The sequence below is a fragment of the Aquitalea sp. FG25 genome (assembly GCF_057809375.1).
On sequence record NZ_JBMDJV010000004.1, the window covers coordinates 22,159 to 37,579 of the forward strand.

At 59.7% G+C, this 15,421-nt stretch carries 15 protein-coding genes; 9 read left to right on the forward strand and 6 right to left on the reverse strand.

The genetic code is table 11. The annotated features are described in order from the left end of the window. Window positions 1–91: 91 nt before the first annotated feature. The 3 genes from ACODR9_RS04980 (at window position 92) to ACODR9_RS04990 (ending at window position 2,558) form a co-directional block, all read left to right on the forward strand. Window positions 92–412: a DUF6966 domain-containing protein gene (locus ACODR9_RS04980; protein ID WP_488807945.1), complete on the forward strand. Its 321-nt coding sequence runs from the start codon at window positions 92–94 to the stop codon at window positions 410–412. Between the two features lie 372 nt (window positions 413–784). Next, window positions 785–1,039 carry a hypothetical protein gene (locus ACODR9_RS04985; protein WP_488807946.1) on the forward strand — a complete coding sequence of 85 codons (255 nt, stop codon included), beginning with the start codon at window positions 785–787 and terminating at the stop codon, window positions 1,037–1,039. A 394-nt stretch (window positions 1,040–1,433) separates the two neighbouring features. Further along, window positions 1,434–2,558, forward strand: coding sequence for a sterol desaturase family protein (locus ACODR9_RS04990; protein WP_488807947.1), 1,125 nt, complete (start codon window positions 1,434–1,436; stop codon window positions 2,556–2,558). Window positions 2,559–2,904: 346 nt separating this feature from the next. Here ACODR9_RS04990 and ACODR9_RS04995 read toward each other — a convergent pair whose 3' ends face one another. Next, on the reverse strand, window positions 2,905–3,222 hold the full coding sequence (locus ACODR9_RS04995) for a hypothetical protein (RefSeq protein WP_488807949.1): 318 nt from the start codon (window positions 3,220–3,222) through the stop codon (window positions 2,905–2,907). A 24-nt stretch (window positions 3,223–3,246) separates the two neighbouring features. Here ACODR9_RS04995 and ACODR9_RS05000 point away from each other — a divergent pair, with 24 nt between their 5' ends. The 4 genes from ACODR9_RS05000 to ACODR9_RS05015 all read left to right on the forward strand — a co-directional run bounded on the left by ACODR9_RS05000 (window position 3,247) and on the right by ACODR9_RS05015 (window position 6,926). Continuing rightward, entirely contained in the window at window positions 3,247–4,368 is a 1,122-nt protein-coding gene (locus tag ACODR9_RS05000) for a Re/Si-specific NAD(P)(+) transhydrogenase subunit alpha (protein WP_488807950.1), read from the forward strand. 11 nt (window positions 4,369–4,379) lie between these two features. Continuing rightward, window positions 4,380–4,676 carry a proton-translocating transhydrogenase family protein gene (locus tag ACODR9_RS05005; protein WP_045848133.1) on the forward strand — a complete coding sequence of 99 codons (297 nt, stop codon included), beginning with the start codon at window positions 4,380–4,382 and terminating at the stop codon, window positions 4,674–4,676. 9 nt (window positions 4,677–4,685) lie between these two features. Beyond that, on the forward strand, window positions 4,686–6,059 hold the full coding sequence (locus ACODR9_RS05010; protein ID WP_488807951.1) for an NAD(P)(+) transhydrogenase (Re/Si-specific) subunit beta: 1,374 nt from the start codon (window positions 4,686–4,688) through the stop codon (window positions 6,057–6,059). 183 nt (window positions 6,060–6,242) lie between these two features. Beyond that, complete coding sequence (locus ACODR9_RS05015) at window positions 6,243–6,926, forward strand: DUF4377 domain-containing protein (protein WP_488807952.1); 684 nt, start codon at window positions 6,243–6,245, stop codon at window positions 6,924–6,926. Window positions 6,927–6,990: 64 nt separating this feature from the next. On the opposite strand, the gene ACODR9_RS05020 is transcribed toward ACODR9_RS05015, so the two are convergent. The 4 genes from ACODR9_RS05020 to hemC are packed head-to-tail and all read right to left on the reverse strand — an operon-like array spanning window position 6,991 to window position 10,888. Next, entirely contained in the window at window positions 6,991–8,199 is a 1,209-nt protein-coding gene (locus ACODR9_RS05020) for a heme biosynthesis HemY N-terminal domain-containing protein (RefSeq protein ID WP_488807953.1), read from the reverse strand. A gap of 3 nt (window positions 8,200–8,202) precedes the next feature. After that, on the reverse strand, window positions 8,203–9,225 hold the full coding sequence (locus tag ACODR9_RS05025) for a uroporphyrinogen-III C-methyltransferase (protein ID WP_488807954.1): 1,023 nt from the start codon (window positions 9,223–9,225) through the stop codon (window positions 8,203–8,205). After that, a complete protein-coding gene (locus tag ACODR9_RS05030) occupies window positions 9,222–9,962 on the reverse strand; it encodes a uroporphyrinogen-III synthase (RefSeq protein WP_488807955.1) in 741 nt (246 codons plus the stop codon). The genes ACODR9_RS05025 and ACODR9_RS05030 overlap by 4 nt, the downstream gene beginning before the upstream one ends. Beyond that, complete coding sequence (gene hemC / locus ACODR9_RS05035) at window positions 9,959–10,888, reverse strand: hydroxymethylbilane synthase (protein WP_488807957.1); 930 nt, start codon at window positions 10,886–10,888, stop codon at window positions 9,959–9,961. The genes ACODR9_RS05030 and hemC overlap by 4 nt, the downstream gene beginning before the upstream one ends. A gap of 348 nt (window positions 10,889–11,236) precedes the next feature. Between hemC and ppc the strand changes: the two genes are divergently transcribed. Then, window positions 11,237–13,936 carry a phosphoenolpyruvate carboxylase gene (gene ppc / locus ACODR9_RS05040; RefSeq protein WP_488807958.1) on the forward strand — a complete coding sequence of 900 codons (2,700 nt, stop codon included), beginning with the start codon at window positions 11,237–11,239 and terminating at the stop codon, window positions 13,934–13,936. A gap of 112 nt (window positions 13,937–14,048) precedes the next feature. On the opposite strand, the gene ACODR9_RS05045 is transcribed toward ppc, so the two are convergent. Further along, on the reverse strand, window positions 14,049–14,564 hold the full coding sequence (locus ACODR9_RS05045) for a hypothetical protein (protein WP_488807959.1): 516 nt from the start codon (window positions 14,562–14,564) through the stop codon (window positions 14,049–14,051). 77 nt (window positions 14,565–14,641) lie between these two features. Between ACODR9_RS05045 and ACODR9_RS05050 the strand changes: the two genes are divergently transcribed. Further along, window positions 14,642–15,415, forward strand: coding sequence for a gluconate 2-dehydrogenase subunit 3 family protein (locus ACODR9_RS05050; protein ID WP_488807960.1), 774 nt, complete (start codon window positions 14,642–14,644; stop codon window positions 15,413–15,415). Window positions 15,416–15,421 lie beyond the last annotated feature (6 nt).

The following is a 15,421-nucleotide window of genomic DNA, read 5'->3' on the forward strand; positions in this document are numbered from 1 at the left end:
AAAATGCTCCTACAAAGCTGTCGTTAACTGGTAGATGTGCCGTATCAGCGTTATGTCCGTATAACTATTAGGTATTTAAAAAATGGGCCCAATGACTCAAGAGCTAATCAGCGTATTGGATGAACTCGCCTACGTACTCGAAAACGACGGAAATATCCACTGGGGTGGCTGGATACGAAAAGCAAAAGCGCGTCTCCTCAACTCAGATTATTCGGGTATCGAGTATCTGTTGTCTGCATATGGCGGCATGGGTTCATTGAACGATGTCATTCTTGGTCAAAGTTACAAAGATGGTGTCTTTAAACGGAAGCCTGGGTACGTTGAGTTGAATGAAAGGTTCACCGTGCTTAGTAGCAAAGCATGGGAATTAGCCAATGAGATTGAACGGGCGCAGCGTATAAACGGGACCTGACCAAGTTCATATAAACAAGTTAGAGAGCTTTCGTGAAAATGTGGAACAAGCAAGGGTGCGAGCGATGCAGAGAAGGAGTTTTGTCAGGCATGTACTCCCCCGAGGCGGCGGCACGGCAAGAAGTGGAGCTAATGCCGCCCGCCTATGTAACTACATCAACTGAGGCGCGCGCACAGTTACATCACTGTTCGGTTTGCGGCTCTTGGTGGGAGTTTAGAGAACGAGAAGCTCACGTAATCTCTGAAAATGAAGCGCGTGCAACGTTTTTCGATTATTTCAATTAGTGCGTACTCATAACCTGCCACCGAACAGTTCGCTCAAACTGATACTCTAAAATTGCATTCCAGCGGCAATTAGATCTACGTAGGCATTATGGAAACTCGCATCTTCGGAAATTTGCAGCAGAAAGGAATTGAAGTAGTTGAAAGAGATGCTCGTTACTTCATACGCTATGATGCTGGAGCACACCAGATAGCTTGGCGCGAGGACGAGATTTCGGCGAAAGAATACGCGATGCTAAATAGCGGTACGCCCGGTGAATATCAGTGCATCATTGCCTTGCAACGCAGGCTTCTTTTACACGGCATAGACCCATACCAACAAAACTGGGAACCGAGCGGTGCCTAACTCAAAAAGTTAATGGCTGCAATGGGTCGGAAGTTGCCATCCGAGCATCTAATTAATCTGTATTAGTTTTCCGTTTGTGCTTCGGTTGGAACTCTGATTTAAGTCTATGTACTTGACTAAAATGATGCGTAACTAGGGGGTGGGAGTGGTGGTAGGTACACGGATAGGTACACAATAAGATTTATTGAAACAGTAAAGCCTTTATTTATAAGGATTGCAGGGTGTTTCTCTACATTCTGCATCGAAGCCGCCGCCCGTTACCTGCGCAATCAACACCAAACAAGCCCCGCCACGCGGGGCTTGATGCTTTTTGCCGCAGTGTTCGCACAAAACTCCAACAATCGAGTACCGGACTTTGCGTTAGCGTACGGTTTTCTGTTTTGTACCCGTATTGATGGAACAAATCACTGTATATGCCTTCCCGGTATTTCTGCTGCTAATGCTGGTGGAAATTGGCTATGGCCTGGCTATTGGCCGCAATACCTATCGCCTGAGCGATGCACTGGCCAGCCTGAGCCAAGGCCTGCTCAGCCAGTTGGTGGCCAGCGTCAGCATGCTGTTTCAGATTGGACTGTATGCGCTGGCATGGCGACATCTGGCGTTGTTTCCCCATGCCGCGCTGTGGGCCACGCCCTGGGGCTGGCTGCTGGCCATCGTGATGTTCGACTTCTGTGATTACTGGCTGCACCGCGTGGGACATGAAAGTGCGGTGTTCTGGGCGGCGCATGCCGTGCATCACCAGAGCCAGCATTTCAATCTGTCCACCGCCTTGCGCCAGGAAAGCACGGTGGCGTTTCTGGGCTGGCCGTTTTACCTGCCCATGGCGCTGGCCGGGGTGCCACCGGCGCAATTTGCGCTGGCCGGGCTGATCGTGCTGCTGTATCAGTTCTGGATTCATACCGAGCATATCGGCAAGCTGGGCTGGTTCGACAAGGTGTTTTCTTCGCCGTCCAACCACCGGGTGCATCACGCAGTAAACGACCAGTATCTGGACAAGAACTACGGCGGCATGCTGATTATCTGGGACCGGCTGTTTGGCACTTTCATCGAAGAAGAGGAAGCGCCGGTGTACGGCACCCGCACACCGCTTAATAGCTGGAACCCACTGTGGGCCGTGGCCTCCGGTTATGCACCGCTGTGGCAGCTGGCACGGCGTGCACCACGCTGGCAAGACAAGCTGAAAGTATGGTTCAAGGCACCGGGCTGGCTGCCTGCCGGCGTGGTGGACCACAGTCCGGCGTTTGATCTGCAAGCAGCAAGGCAGCGTTATGACCCGCCGCTGACACGTGGTGCCATGCTGGTGGCGCTGGTGCAGTTTGTCTTGCAGACAGTCGCTGCAGCAGCCTTTCTGTGGCAGAGCGATACGCTGCCGCCCCTTTTGCTGTGGAGCTTTGTCTTGTTGCAGCTGGCTGGCCTGGTCGGACTGGGGCGGCTGTTGCAGCGCAAGTGTTCACCCCTGCGGTTGTTGCTATTGGATGCACTACTGCTACTGCTGGGTGTCGTGGTGTATTACGCTTAAATACGCTAGCTGTCGCTTTTATGCGGCAGTTTTGCATCTCGTATTTCCCGCTGACCGGGATGCCGCAGGCGCAATCACGGTCAGCGCGGCCGCCATTTTATCTGCATTGAAATTCATAAAACTCTTATGCAGGGTGCGCTGTGTGGATCCTCAAATCCGCCCATGTCGCCTGCAGAGGCCGTTCTGGCGGCAACTGACAAGCTGCTTTGCGTAATGGTGCGCTGCACGATAAGCGGGCTTCCACCAGTTATCTTCCCTGGCTGGCACAGATAATTCATTTTTGTTTACAGCACCTTGGTGTTAATGGTTAACCCTGCTTTACAAGCTGGCGGGCGAACCGTTAGTGTCATCGCACGAGGTGCTTTCCCATGCTCGGCGCTGCTCTTGCCTGTACTTTTGTCTGTCTGCCATCTGGCTGGCGGATGGTGCAGGGCGGGAGATGGTGATGCCGACGCCCTGCGCGTACCGGCTCTGGTTGAGCAGTGATCCTGCCCGGAGACCCTGCCGTCTTGACCTGATTGTCAGACGGTATATGGTAGGCAAATGTCGCAATTGTGTAAAAGTATTGCGCAAAATCAATAATCGTGTTTTTAATAGAATTCAAACGCTCGTTCGAAATTGCCTCGCACGGGCGTTCACTATCTTTACTTTTTGTTTTTGTCATTTCACTTTGCAGGAGATTCACACCATGCAGATCGCTATTCCGGCTGAAAAGCTGGCTGGTGAAAAACGCGTGGCCGCAACACCGGAAACGGTGAAAAAGCTGGTTGCCATGGGTCACACCGTGGTGGTCGAGCAGGGAGCCGGGCAGTTTGCCGCCGCTCCCGATGCGGCTTACGTTGATGTCGGGGCCAGCATTGCCCCCGACCGTGCTCAGGCGCTGGCCCAGGCCGATATCGTGCTGACCGTGCGTCCGCTGGACGAGGCGGGTATTGCCGAACTCAAAACCGGCGCGGTGCTGATCGGCCAGCTGGCCCCCTATCAGAACAGCACTTTCCCGCAGCTTGCGGCCAAGAAGGTTTCGGCCTTTGCCATGGAGCTGCTGCCGCGTACCACGCGCGCGCAGAGCATGGACGTGCTGTCCAGCCAAAACAACATTGCCGGTTACAAGGCGGTGCTGCTGGCTACCCATTACTACCCGCGCTTCATGCCCATGCTGATGACGGCTGCTGGCACGGTGAAACCGGCCAAGGTGCTGATCATGGGCGTTGGTGTGGCTGGTTTGCAGGCCATTGCCACTGCCAAGCGGCTGGGGGCGGTGGTGGAAGCCACCGACGTGCGTCCGTCTACCAAGGAGCAGGTGGAATCGCTGGGCGGCAAGTTTATCGAAGTGCCGATGACGGCTGAAGAAAAGGCCGCCAGCGACGGTGTGTACGCCAAGGAAATGTCGGACGACTACAAACGTCGTCAGGCCGAACTGGTGAGCAAGCACGCGCGCGCCGCCGACATCATCATCACTACCGCGCTGATTCCGGGCAAGAAGGCGCCGACGCTGATCAGCGCTGACATCGTGGCCGCCATGAAGCCGGGTTCGGTCATCATCGACATCGCCGCCGAAGCCGGTGGCAACTGTGAACGCACCCAGCCGGGTGAAGTGGTGGTGACCGACAACCACGTCACCGTGGTGGGCCAGTTCAACCTGCCGGGCGAACTGGCGGCGGATGCCTCCAGCCTGTATGCCAAGAACCTGCTGACTTTCCTGTCGCTGATGTTGAGCAAGGAAGGTTTCACCCTCAATCTGGAAGACGACCTGCTGGCGGCCACCCTGGTGACCCACGACGGCCAGGTGCGTTTCCCGGCGGCCAACTAAGGAGAACAAAGATGGTCGATCCCTTTATCGCCAGCCTTACCGTTTTCGTGCTGGCCGTGTTTGTCGGCTACCACGTGGTGTGGAACGTCACCCCGGCGCTGCATACCCCGCTGATGGCGGTGACCAATGCCATTTCCGGCATCATCATCGTCGGCGCCATGTTGCAGGTGGTGGATATCAACGGTTCCGAAATCACCCTCACCTCGGTGCTGGGTACCATCGGCATCTTCCTGGCCAGTATCAACATCTTCGGCGGCTTCATGGTCACCCAGCGCATGCTGGACATGTTCAAGAAGAAGAAAAAGTAAGGAAGAACCATGGCTAATATTTCTGCAGTACTTTATCTGGTGGCGGCCGTGCTGTTCATCCTGGCGCTCAAGGGGCTGTCCAGCCCGGTGACAGCGCTGCGCGGCAACAAGTTTGGCATCATCGGCATGGTTATTGCCGTGGGCACCACCTTCATGATCATGGACAAGCCGGTGCTGGGGCTGATTGCCGCTGCCATCGTGGCCGGTGCCGTGATTGGCGGCTGGAAGGCCAAGACGGTTGAAATGACCGGCATGCCGGAACTGGTGGCCGCCATGCACTCGCTGGTGGGCTTGTCTGCGGTGCTGATTGCCGTGGCTGCCATCTTCCATAGCGGTGTGGAACACACCCCGGTGCAAAAGGTGGAGCTGTTCATTGGCGCGTTTATCGGTGCCATCACCTTTACCGCCTCGGTGATTGCCTATGGCAAGCTTTCCGGCCGCTTTGGCTCCAAGGCTGTCAACTTCAGTGGTCAGCACCTGCTGAACCTGGTGCTGGCGCTGGCCATGGTGGGTTTTGGCGTGGCCTACTTCGTGACGGATAGCCATGCCGCCTTCCTGGCGATGGTGGCCATTGCGCTGGTGCTGGGCGTAACGCTGATCATCCCGATTGGCGGTGCCGACATGCCGGTGGTGGTGTCCATGCTCAACTCCTACTCCGGCTGGGCGGCGGCGGGTATCGGCTTTACGCTGAACAACCCGGTGCTGATTATTGCCGGTGCTTGCGTGGGTTCGTCCGGTGCCATTCTGTCTTACATCATGTGTAAGGCGATGAACCGTTCCATCGTGTCCGTGCTGCTGGGTGGCTTTGGTGCCGAGGCGGCTGCTGGTGGTTCTGCGGGTGACAGTGGTCCGAAAAACTACAAGTCCGGTTCGGCGGAAGATGCAGCCTTCCTGATGAGCAATGCTGACAGCGTGGTGATCGTGCCGGGTTATGGCCTGGCGGTATCGCGCGCCCAGCATGCCTTGCAGGAGTTTGCCGAGTTACTGCATGAGAAGGGCGTCACCGTGCGCTACGCCATCCACCCGGTGGCTGGCCGCATGCCGGGCCACATGAACGTGCTGCTGGCCGAAGCCGAAGTGCCGTACGAGCAGGTACTGGAGATGGAGGAGATCAACTCCGACTTCAACAATACCGACGTGGTGCTGGTGATTGGCGCCAATGACGTGGTGAACCCGGCGGCGCAGAAGGACAAGGCCAGCCCCATCTACGGCATGCCGATTCTGGAAGCGCACAAGGCGCGCACCGTGATTGTGGTGAAGCGTTCCATGAGCGTGGGCTATGCCGGCCTCGACAACGAGCTGTTCTACATGGACAAGACCATGATGGTGTTTGGCGATGCCAAGAAAGTGGTGGAAGACCTGGTGAAGGGCGTGGTGCACTAAGCCTGCAAGCGCACTTGTTGAGCAAGCAAACCCTGCCCTGGTGGCAGGGTTTTTTCATGGTGTTGTGCCAGCAGGTCAGCGGCTATAGCTTACCTTATGCATAGTTGACAACAGCCGCAGGGTTGAACTCAGGGCCGGTTCTGGCCTCTTAAATATTAGTATTGTTTAATTTTGGAGATGCTAATGCACTGGAAAACCACCGCCATCATTGTTGCCCTGCTGTCTGCCCCCGTGTTGGCCCAGCCCAATCTGATCGGCACCGACTGGCAGTTGGCGTCACCCAAGGTGGCTGAACCGCTGCCCACGCTGTCGTTTCAGGCCAAGGGCATCAGCGGCTTTGCCGGCTGCAACCGCTTTACCGGCCACAGCAATGCCGAAGGCAAGCTGGTGATTGCCACCACGCGCATGATGTGCCCCCCGGCCATGATGCAAACCGAGCAGGCCTATATCGGTTTTCTGTCGCAACCGTTCCGCATCCAGGCTGATGGCAAGGCACAGCAACTGGCACTGACGGATAAGGCAGGCAACGAATACCGCTTTGTGCGCAAACTGGACAAGGCCGCAGGCCAGAGCGCCGCTGCCACTGCTCCGGCACAGCGGCCGCAGTATCTGTATGTAAGTGCCGTGCGCAAGAACTGCAGTGCCGGCGCGGGGCAGATGCAATGCCTGCAAGTGCGCAGCAGTGAAAACCAGCCCTGGCAGCTGTTCTATGGCGAAATCGAAGGCTTCAAGCCGCAGCCCGATACCGCCTACTACCTGAAGCTGCGTTATGAAACGGTGCCAAACCCTCCGGCGGATGCCTCGGCGGTGCGTACCATTCTGGAGCGCGTGGTGTTCAGTGAAACCATCACCCGTTCGCGGCTGTAAGCGTGAACACGGCCCATGAAAAAAGCCCGCATCTGCGGGCTTTCTTTGTGGGTGGCAATGGCGTTCAATCACCCTTGGCCAGCGCCAGTTCCAGGCTGCGGTGGTAATGCTGCGCGGCCTGTTCTTCCTTGCCGGTGGCTTCAAACAGCCGGGCCAGCTCGGCATTGGCGCACAGTGTGGGCTCGATGGAGTTACTGGCTTCCAGATAGCTTTGCGCCTTGCCCCACAGTTGCTGGTTCATGGCCAGACGGCCCAGGGCCAGCAGCAGCATGTAGTCGCGCGGGCGGGTTTTCAGCCAGCCTTCGGCACTGCGCATCAGCTCCAGGCGTTTTTCCGGCGACAGGCGCTCGGCCAGCTGGCCCAGTTCGCGTGCCAGCTCCGGCGTGGCCTGATCTTCATCTGCCAGTGCTTCTGCCAGCAGGGTGGCGGCATAGTCGAAGTCTTCCAGTGCAATCAGACGGCTGACAATTTCGCTCACCAGCACCGGATTGCGGCGTTCTGCATCAGGAACACGGCGCAGCCAGTCGCGTACTTCGCGGCTGCCGACAAAGCCGGTCAGCTGCTGGCTGTAAGCGGCCAGACGATAACGACGCGCTTGTGAAGGCTCCAGTGCTTCGGCCTTGAGCAGCTTTTCCGTCAGTGCCAGTACAGCATCGGGCTGGCGTTGCAGCAGGCGGACTTTCAGTTCCAGGCGCAGGGCATTGGTGAGGTTGGGCGATAGGGCACGGGCACGCTCGATGGCGGCCAGGGCGCCCAGCGCATCCTTGGCTTCCAGCTTCAGCTCGGCATCCAGCATGTGGCGCGCCAGTTGCAGGCGTTCTGGCAGGGCATCCAGCTGTTGCAGATATTGGTCGCGCTTGTCCAGATCGCCGGTAGCACCGGCGGAGCGGGCGGCCAGCAGCAGGGCCAGCGCACGGTTTTCTGCCGCATACTCGTCCGCCATGGCCTTGAGTGCTTCGCGTTCGGCTTTCTGGAAGCGGCCTTCAAAAAAGGCAATGCCAGCTTCACGCAGGGCGTGGCGGGCGGCTTTCAGCTTTTTCTGACGCTGGAAACGCTTCACCTCGGCAGGCAGCCCGGCGGTGATGCTGATGACGCGCATCACGGCATAAGCCAGCACGATGAGCACCACAATGCCCAGCAGCAGCAGGTTGAACGACACTTCCATGCGCCACGGCGGCAGGAACAGGATGGCGTAGCCGGTATTCAGGGTGGAGGCCAGCCCCACCAGCACGGCCAGGGCAAACAGGCCGGTAATCCAGATGACGAATTTCACCGCTTAGTCTCCCTTGTTGCCCTGAGCGTCACGAACCGCCTTCAGGCTGGCGTTGAGGTCGGGCAGGGTGACGGACAGCGGGGCGGCCTTGAGTTCCTGCAAGGTGGCCAGCCACTGGCGGGTAGCCGGGGCTGCACTATCGAAATAGCGCTGCACGTAGTCCTGAGCGGCGCTGATATCGGCATTGAAGGTGTTGCCGTCGCGTTGCAATAGCGCCAGGCGTGCATCCAGCAGGCGCATTTTCAGGTTTTCACGCAGGAAGAAGGATTGTTCCGGCGACAGCAGCAAGGCTTCCGGTTTGTCCATGCGGCGGATGTGTACCAGCTCGCCCAGGCTCTGGCTGATGTCGGCCACCAGACGCTCCCAGAAGGGGGCGGTGTCCGCCACGCGCTTGGTGGTTTGCTTGTCTTGCAGGTGATGGGCATCCACCGCCAGTGGCATGCCGCTGCTGGACAGCATCAGCCGGTCCAGCTTGACGGTCAGGCCGACGCTGTCCAGAACCGGCAGGGCCTTGAGTTTTTCCAGATCGGTGGCCACTGCCTTTTTCACGGCAATCAGCTGCGGCTGGTCAAACTTGGACAGGCGGGCGTCTACCATTTGCAAGGCAGAGATGGCCGCCGTGACATTGCCGGCCAGTTGCAGCTGCTGGCTGGCAATGGCCAGGGTATGTTCCACCTCGGATAGCAGCCAGTCGGAGCGGTTTTTGGTCAGCTCCTGGTACATGCCGTTCAGGGTGTTGTACTGACCGGCGGATTCATTGACGCGGGTTTCCAGCACCGCCAGCTTGGCATCGGTGGCGCGGGCGGCGCTGAGAGCCTGCTCGGTCAGGCCGCGCAATTCCTTGGAGGCACCATTGCCTTCGGCCATGCGGCCCGCCAGTTCCTGGCGTGCGGCAGCCAGCTCCTGCTGGGTGCTGTACAGCTGATAGCCTGACAGGCCAAGGGCGGCCAGTGCCACCAGCAGGGCCAGGTTCAGCTGTTTTTTGCGGGCGGGACGGGGAGTGTCGACAGTCTGGGTTTCGCTCATGGGTGACGGCAGAACCATTCTCTGAGGCCGGCGACGAGCGCTTCGTCATCGGCCCGGGTTGTCACGATGCGTGTCGCGCCCAGTGCCTGCAATCGTTCGGCAATGCGCGGGTGCGGTACGCAATACAAAAGGCATTGTAACGTCACGGCCCTTGCCGGGCCAGCCAGTCTGAACAATTGCTCCACCATTTCGCTGGAAGTGATCACCATGGCGTCTGGAGGGGTGTTGTCCAGCAAAGTCCAATCCGGCGCGCCATCCACGCGCTGGTAGACCTCGGCCAGTGTCACATCGGCTCCGCGCGCGCGCAGGGTGTCGGCCAGCAAGGCGCGGCCGCCCAGGCCCCGCACGATCAGCCAGTGCTGACTAGTGACATCCGCCAGCTCGGGCTGGGCCAGCAGGGCTTCACTGTCGCTGCCGCTGGTGGGAAACAGAACCGCCTGTCCGCTCAGGCTGGCCAGACGGCGGGCGCTGGACTGGCCGACGCAGGCCAGGCGGGCGGTGAGGGGCGCTGCTTGCAGGTACGGCCAGGCGATGTCGATGGCGCTGGGGCTGACAAAAAACAGCCAGTCGGCGCGGGCAGCCTGCTGTGGTAAGCGTGCCAGCGCATCAGCTTGCGGCTGGATGTCCATCACCGGAAAGGGCTGCCCCTGCCAGCCGGCATCGGCCAGCAGAGTCAGCAAGCGGCCGCTTTGCGCGGCCGGTCTGGCCACCAGAATGCGGCGGCCAGACTGTGTCATGGCTGGTCTTTCAGTACGGCGTCGATCAGCGGCTTGGCACCGTCATCCAGCAGGCGCTTAGCTACGGCACGGCCCAGCGAGTCGGCATACTGGCGCGGTGCATTGGCGGTGGCAGTCAACATGATGGAGCCATCCGGATGGGCAACGAAACCGCCCAGGGTGAGAACGTCGTCAGTCAGGGTGGCAAAGGCACCCAGCGGTACCTGGCAGCTGCCGCCCAATTCACGTGCCAATGCGCGTTCGGCGCTGACACAGGCGTGGGTGTCCGGGTGATTCAAGGGTTGCAGCAGGGCCAGCATGTCGGCGCGGTCGGCGCGGATTTCAATGCCCAGCGCACCTTGCCCGGCGGCTGGCAGGCTTTCGGACGGGGCGAGTTCTGCGCGAATCCGGTCGTGTAGTTCCAAGCGCTTCAGGCCGGCGGCAGCCAGAATGATGGCGTCGTACTCGCCTTCGTCCAGCTTGCGCAGGCGGGTTTGCACATTGCCGCGCAGCGGTTTGATCACCAGTTGCGGGTAGCGGGCGCGCAGTTGTGATTCGCGGCGCAGGCTGGAGGTGCCCACCACGCTACCTGCCGGTAGCTCGGCCAGGCTGGCATAGTTGTTGGAAACAAAGGCATCGCGCGGGTCTTCGCGTTCGCAGATGGCGGCCAGGGCAAAGCCTTCCGGCAGCACCATGGGCACGTCCTTGATGGAGTGCACGGCGAGGTCGGCGCGGCCTTCGGCCAGGGCCACTTCCAGCTCTTTCACGAACAGGCCCTTGCCGCCGATCTTGGACAGGGTCTTGTCCAGAATCTGGTCGCCCTGGGTGGTCATGCCCAGAATTTCGACGGTGAGGTGCGGGTACAGTGCTTGCAGACGGGCCTGAATGTGTTCGGCCTGCCACATGGCCAGGCGACTTTCGCGGCTGGCAATGACGATCTTGTCCATGAATTGCGGTCCTGACGATGAATTTTCGCCCGATTCTAGCATGCAGTCATGGCTATGCCTGGAATGGGATCAAGGAAAAACCATTTGTCGGGGGCCGAAGCAGGCAAGGGTGAACCCGCGTTGCTGTTGTGCACAAAATGTGCGAAAAAAATCAGGAAAATTCGGTAATGAACACACTACAGCTGCAATGCTGCCTATGATGGTTGCTCGGCAGTTTGTTGAAGCCAGGCACTTGCCTGCCTTGAACGGGTTGCATTTCCATCAAAAACAGGTCGTCTGTGCGATTCCGGTACTTCACCCACCGCAAGCGGATAAGTCGGCCAGACGATTCTACAAAGGAAACAGGACATGACGGAACTGGACAAGGATCTTCCCCTACGTGCCGACCTGGCGCGGCTGGACCGCCTCTTGGGCGAAGTGTTGCATGCCCAGGAAGGGCCGCAGGTATATCAAGAGGTAAAGGCCATTGCCGCCCGCACCCCGGAGCAGCGGGCTTTGCCGCTGCCGGATACCTTGTCGCCCAAGGCCACCACCGCGCTGGTACGCGCCTGTGGCCTGTATGCGCAGTTGTTCAATATTGCGGAAGACTTGCACCACACCCGTCGTCGTCGCGCGCACCAGATTGCCGGTTCCCGCCCGCAGCAAGGCAGCCTGAACCGGGCGCTGGCACGGCTGAAAGAGGAGGGCGTCAGCTTTGCCCAGCTGTCTGACACGCTGCAGGACGCCTATGTCGGCGCCATCCTCACCGCCCACCCCACCGAAGTGCAGCGCCAGAGCGTGCTGGACGGCCACCGCGCGGTGCGCAAATTCCTCAGCCAGCTTGGCTCGCCCGATATCACGCCGGAAGAAGAAACCGAACTGGATGGCAAGCTCAAGCGGGTGATTCTGTCCATGTGGCAGACCTCGGAAATCCGCCATTTCAAGCTGTCGGTGGAAGACGAAATCAAGAACGGCGTGGCTTACCACCCGATGACCTTCTTCTCCGCCCTGCCACGGCTTTACGACCGGCTGGGCAAGGAAGTGGAGTCCGCCTGGGGACAAAGCCCGGTACTGCCGCCCTTCATTCGCGTGGGCAGCTGGATTGGTGGCGACCGTGACGGCAACCCCAACGTCAACGCCACCGTGTTGCGCCATGCCTTTACCCTGCAGGCCACCCAGGCATTTGAGCACTATTTGTCCGAGCTGGCGTCGCTGTACCGCGAGCTGTCGCTGTCCGAGCGCCATGTGACGGTCAGCCCGGCTTTGCAAGCCCTGTCCGACCAGACCCCGGACAACAAGGAAAGCCGCGAGCAGGAACCCTATCGCCGTGCACTGGCCACCATTGAGGCCCGTTTGCTGGGCAAGGCCGCCGAGTTGGGCCTGGCGGTGCGTGGCCGCTGGCCCGCCGCAGAGGCGTACCGCGATACCGCCGCCTTCCAGGCCGACCTGGCCACCGTGGCGGACTCGCTGATTGCCCATGGCAGCGACTTGCTGGCCGATGGCCGTCTGGCACGCCTGCGCCGCGCGGTGGAAGTGTTTGGCTTCTTCCTGATGCCGGTGGACCTGCGCCAGTTTGCCGGCATGCACGAAGCCGTGGTGAGCGAGCTGTTTTCCAGTGCCGGACTGGAACATTACCCGGCGCTGGACGAGGCCGCGCGCATTCGCGTCTTGCTGCGCGAACTGGCCACCCCGCGCCTGCTGTACTCACCGTATCAGCAGTACAGCGCCGATACCGAAAAAGAGCTGGCCATCTTCCGCGAAGCCGCGCTGATCCAGCAGCAGTTCGGTACCGAGGCCATCAGCCAGAGCATCATTTCCAACTGCGCCTCGGTCAGCGACATCCTGGCGCTGGCGCTGATCCTGAAAGAAACCGGCCTGATCCGGCTGGAAAACGGCCTGCCGGTGTCCACCATCAATGTGGTGCCGCTGTTCGAAACCATTGCCGACCTGGTGGCCGCCACCGACATCATGGACACGCTGTTTGCCCTGCCGTGGTACCAGTTGCTGCTGAAGAGCCGTGGCATGCTGCAGGAAGTGATGTTGGGTTACTCCGACAGCAACAAGGACGGCGGTTATCTCACCAGCCAGTGGGAGCTGTACAAGGCCGAACAGCGGCTGGTGCAGAGCTTTGACAAGGCCGGGGTCAAGCTGCGTCTGTTCCATGGCCGTGGCGGTTCGGTGGGTCGCGGCGGCGGCCCGTCGTTTGAAGCCATCATGGCGCAGCCGGCGGGCAGCGTGGCCGGGCGTATCCGCATTACCGAGCAGGGCGAGGTGATTGCCTCCAAGTATTCCGACCCCGACATCGGCACCCGCAATCTGGAAGCGCTGGTGGCTGCCACGCTGGAAGCCAGTCTCACCACCCACCCCAGCTGCGAGGCAGATGGCGCGGTGTTCGACGCACTGTCCGAAGCCGCCTTCAAGGCCTATCGCCAACTGGTGGAAACCGAAGGCTTTATGCAGTACTTCCTGGAAGCCACGCCGATCAACGCCATTGCCAAGCTCAACATCGGCAGCCGCCCGGCTTCGCGCAAGAGTCTGGCATCCATCAAGGATTTGCGTGCCATTCCCTGGGTGTTCTCCTGGTCGCAATCGCGGGTGATGCTGCCGGGCTGGTTCGGTTTTGGTTCTGCTGTGGCGGGCTTTATTGCTCACCATGGCGACGAAGGCCTGGCCCGCCTGCAAGGGCTGTACCGCACTTCGCCGTTCTTCCAGGTGATTCTGTCCAATATGGAACAGGTACTGGCCAAGGCCGACCTGGGCATTGCGCGCCGCTTTGCCGCACTGGTGGAAGACCGTGCGCTGGCCGACAAGCTGTTTGGCCAGATTGAAGCGGAATGGCAGAAGACGCACGATGCCTTCTTTGCCATCAGCGGCCAGACCAGCCTGCTGGAGCAGAACCCCACCCTGCATCGCAGCCTGGAAACCCGCCTGCCGTATCTGGATGCGCTCAATCTGCTGCAGGCCGACCTGCTGCAGCGTCTGCGTGCCAACCCGGATGATGCCGAGGCGCTGTACGCCATTCACCTCACCATCAATGGCACCTCGGCTGGTTTGCGTAACAGCGGCTGATTTGCTGTCGCTGCCAGCTTGAGAAAAACCGTCACCTTTGGGTGGCGGTTTTTTGTTGCCTACAGATGGCCAGGCTGGCCGGGCCAGGGCATAGCGATGCAGGAAATTGCGTTCAGTCAGTTGCAATACCTCGCTGCCATGGCCGGACAAGATGGCCTTGGCCGAATACCGGGCGGTGTGCAGCAGGTGTTCCGTGGTGACGGTGGGCGGCATGGCCAGTTCGTACTACTTCACCTTCACAAATCAGCCGCATCCGGTATTGCGGATGAATCAGCCCGTTGTGGCCGGGTTTTTCCCGTGCGGCCCGCCAGCGTAGCGATTTGCGCGGCAGTGTCTGGCACGCCTGCAGGAAGTTGTCATCATGCCGCTCAGATAGGCGCGGCAGCAATTGTTGCAAGGTAGTGCGGATATCGCCCACCGGCCCCAGTTTGACGGGGTGTCGGCCACCAGCCGAAGTTGCTGTTTTGCATCCTTGCCCCTGCCACAGTGCTTGTCCCCGCCTGTTTTCCGGCGTTGTCTGCCGAAGAATTATTTGTTTTGCGTCATTTTTTCCCTTGGGATAGCGAAATTTCCTTTTCCCGCACAGCCCTCCTTCAGCCCCTTGTTTTTGCCCGTTGATGAGAACCATTCTCCATCCAGCCACGCCGGGTCGGACGCCGACCTGATCGGTGGCCCCTTTGCTTTAGACCGCTGCAGGAGTTTGTGATGACCCACTCTGTCGATTCCCCCTCTCCCGATTTGGCCGGCAGTAGCCGCCGGCATTTTCTCAAACAGTTGGCGGCGGCATCGGGCAGCTTGCCATTGGGCCAGGCCCTTGCTGGTGGCACGGCAGCGGCCCTGCTGCTGCAAGCGCCGGAAGCCGCCGCTATGGCAACAGGCCCGGTGATCAATACCGTCTATGGCTATGCAAGCTTTGGCCCGGACGAAGCGGCTTTTGTCGAAACCATGCTCAACATCATGTGTCCGGCCGACAGCCATACGCCAAACGGTGTGGACTGCGGGCTGGCCATTTACATCGACCGTCAGTTGGCCGGCAGTTTCGGCCAGGGTGCACGCCGCTATGTGCAAGGGCCATTTTTGCAAGGTGCTGCCGAGTGCGGCCCGCAGCTGCCCTTGACGCCGGAACAGTATTTCAAGGCGGGTGTAGCAGAGGCTGATCGTGCAGCCCAGCGGCTTTATGGCAAGTTGTTTGATGTCCTGACACCTCAGCAGGGCGATGCCTTCCTGCAGCAGCTGGCAGCAGGCCAGGTAAAGGGCGAGCAGCTTGACCTGGCTGCATGGTTCAACTCCCTGGTGTATCCGCTGTTTTGCGAAGCCTGCTTTGCCGACCCGCTCTATGGCGGCAATGTGGGCATGGTGTTCTGGAAAATGATTGGCTACCCCGGCCTGCCAGCCACCCATGCCCTGGACGTGGTGCAGTATCGCGGCAAGCCCTATCCCGGCGCGGCCACCCCCAAATCCATTGCCGACTTCAGCTAGGGACAT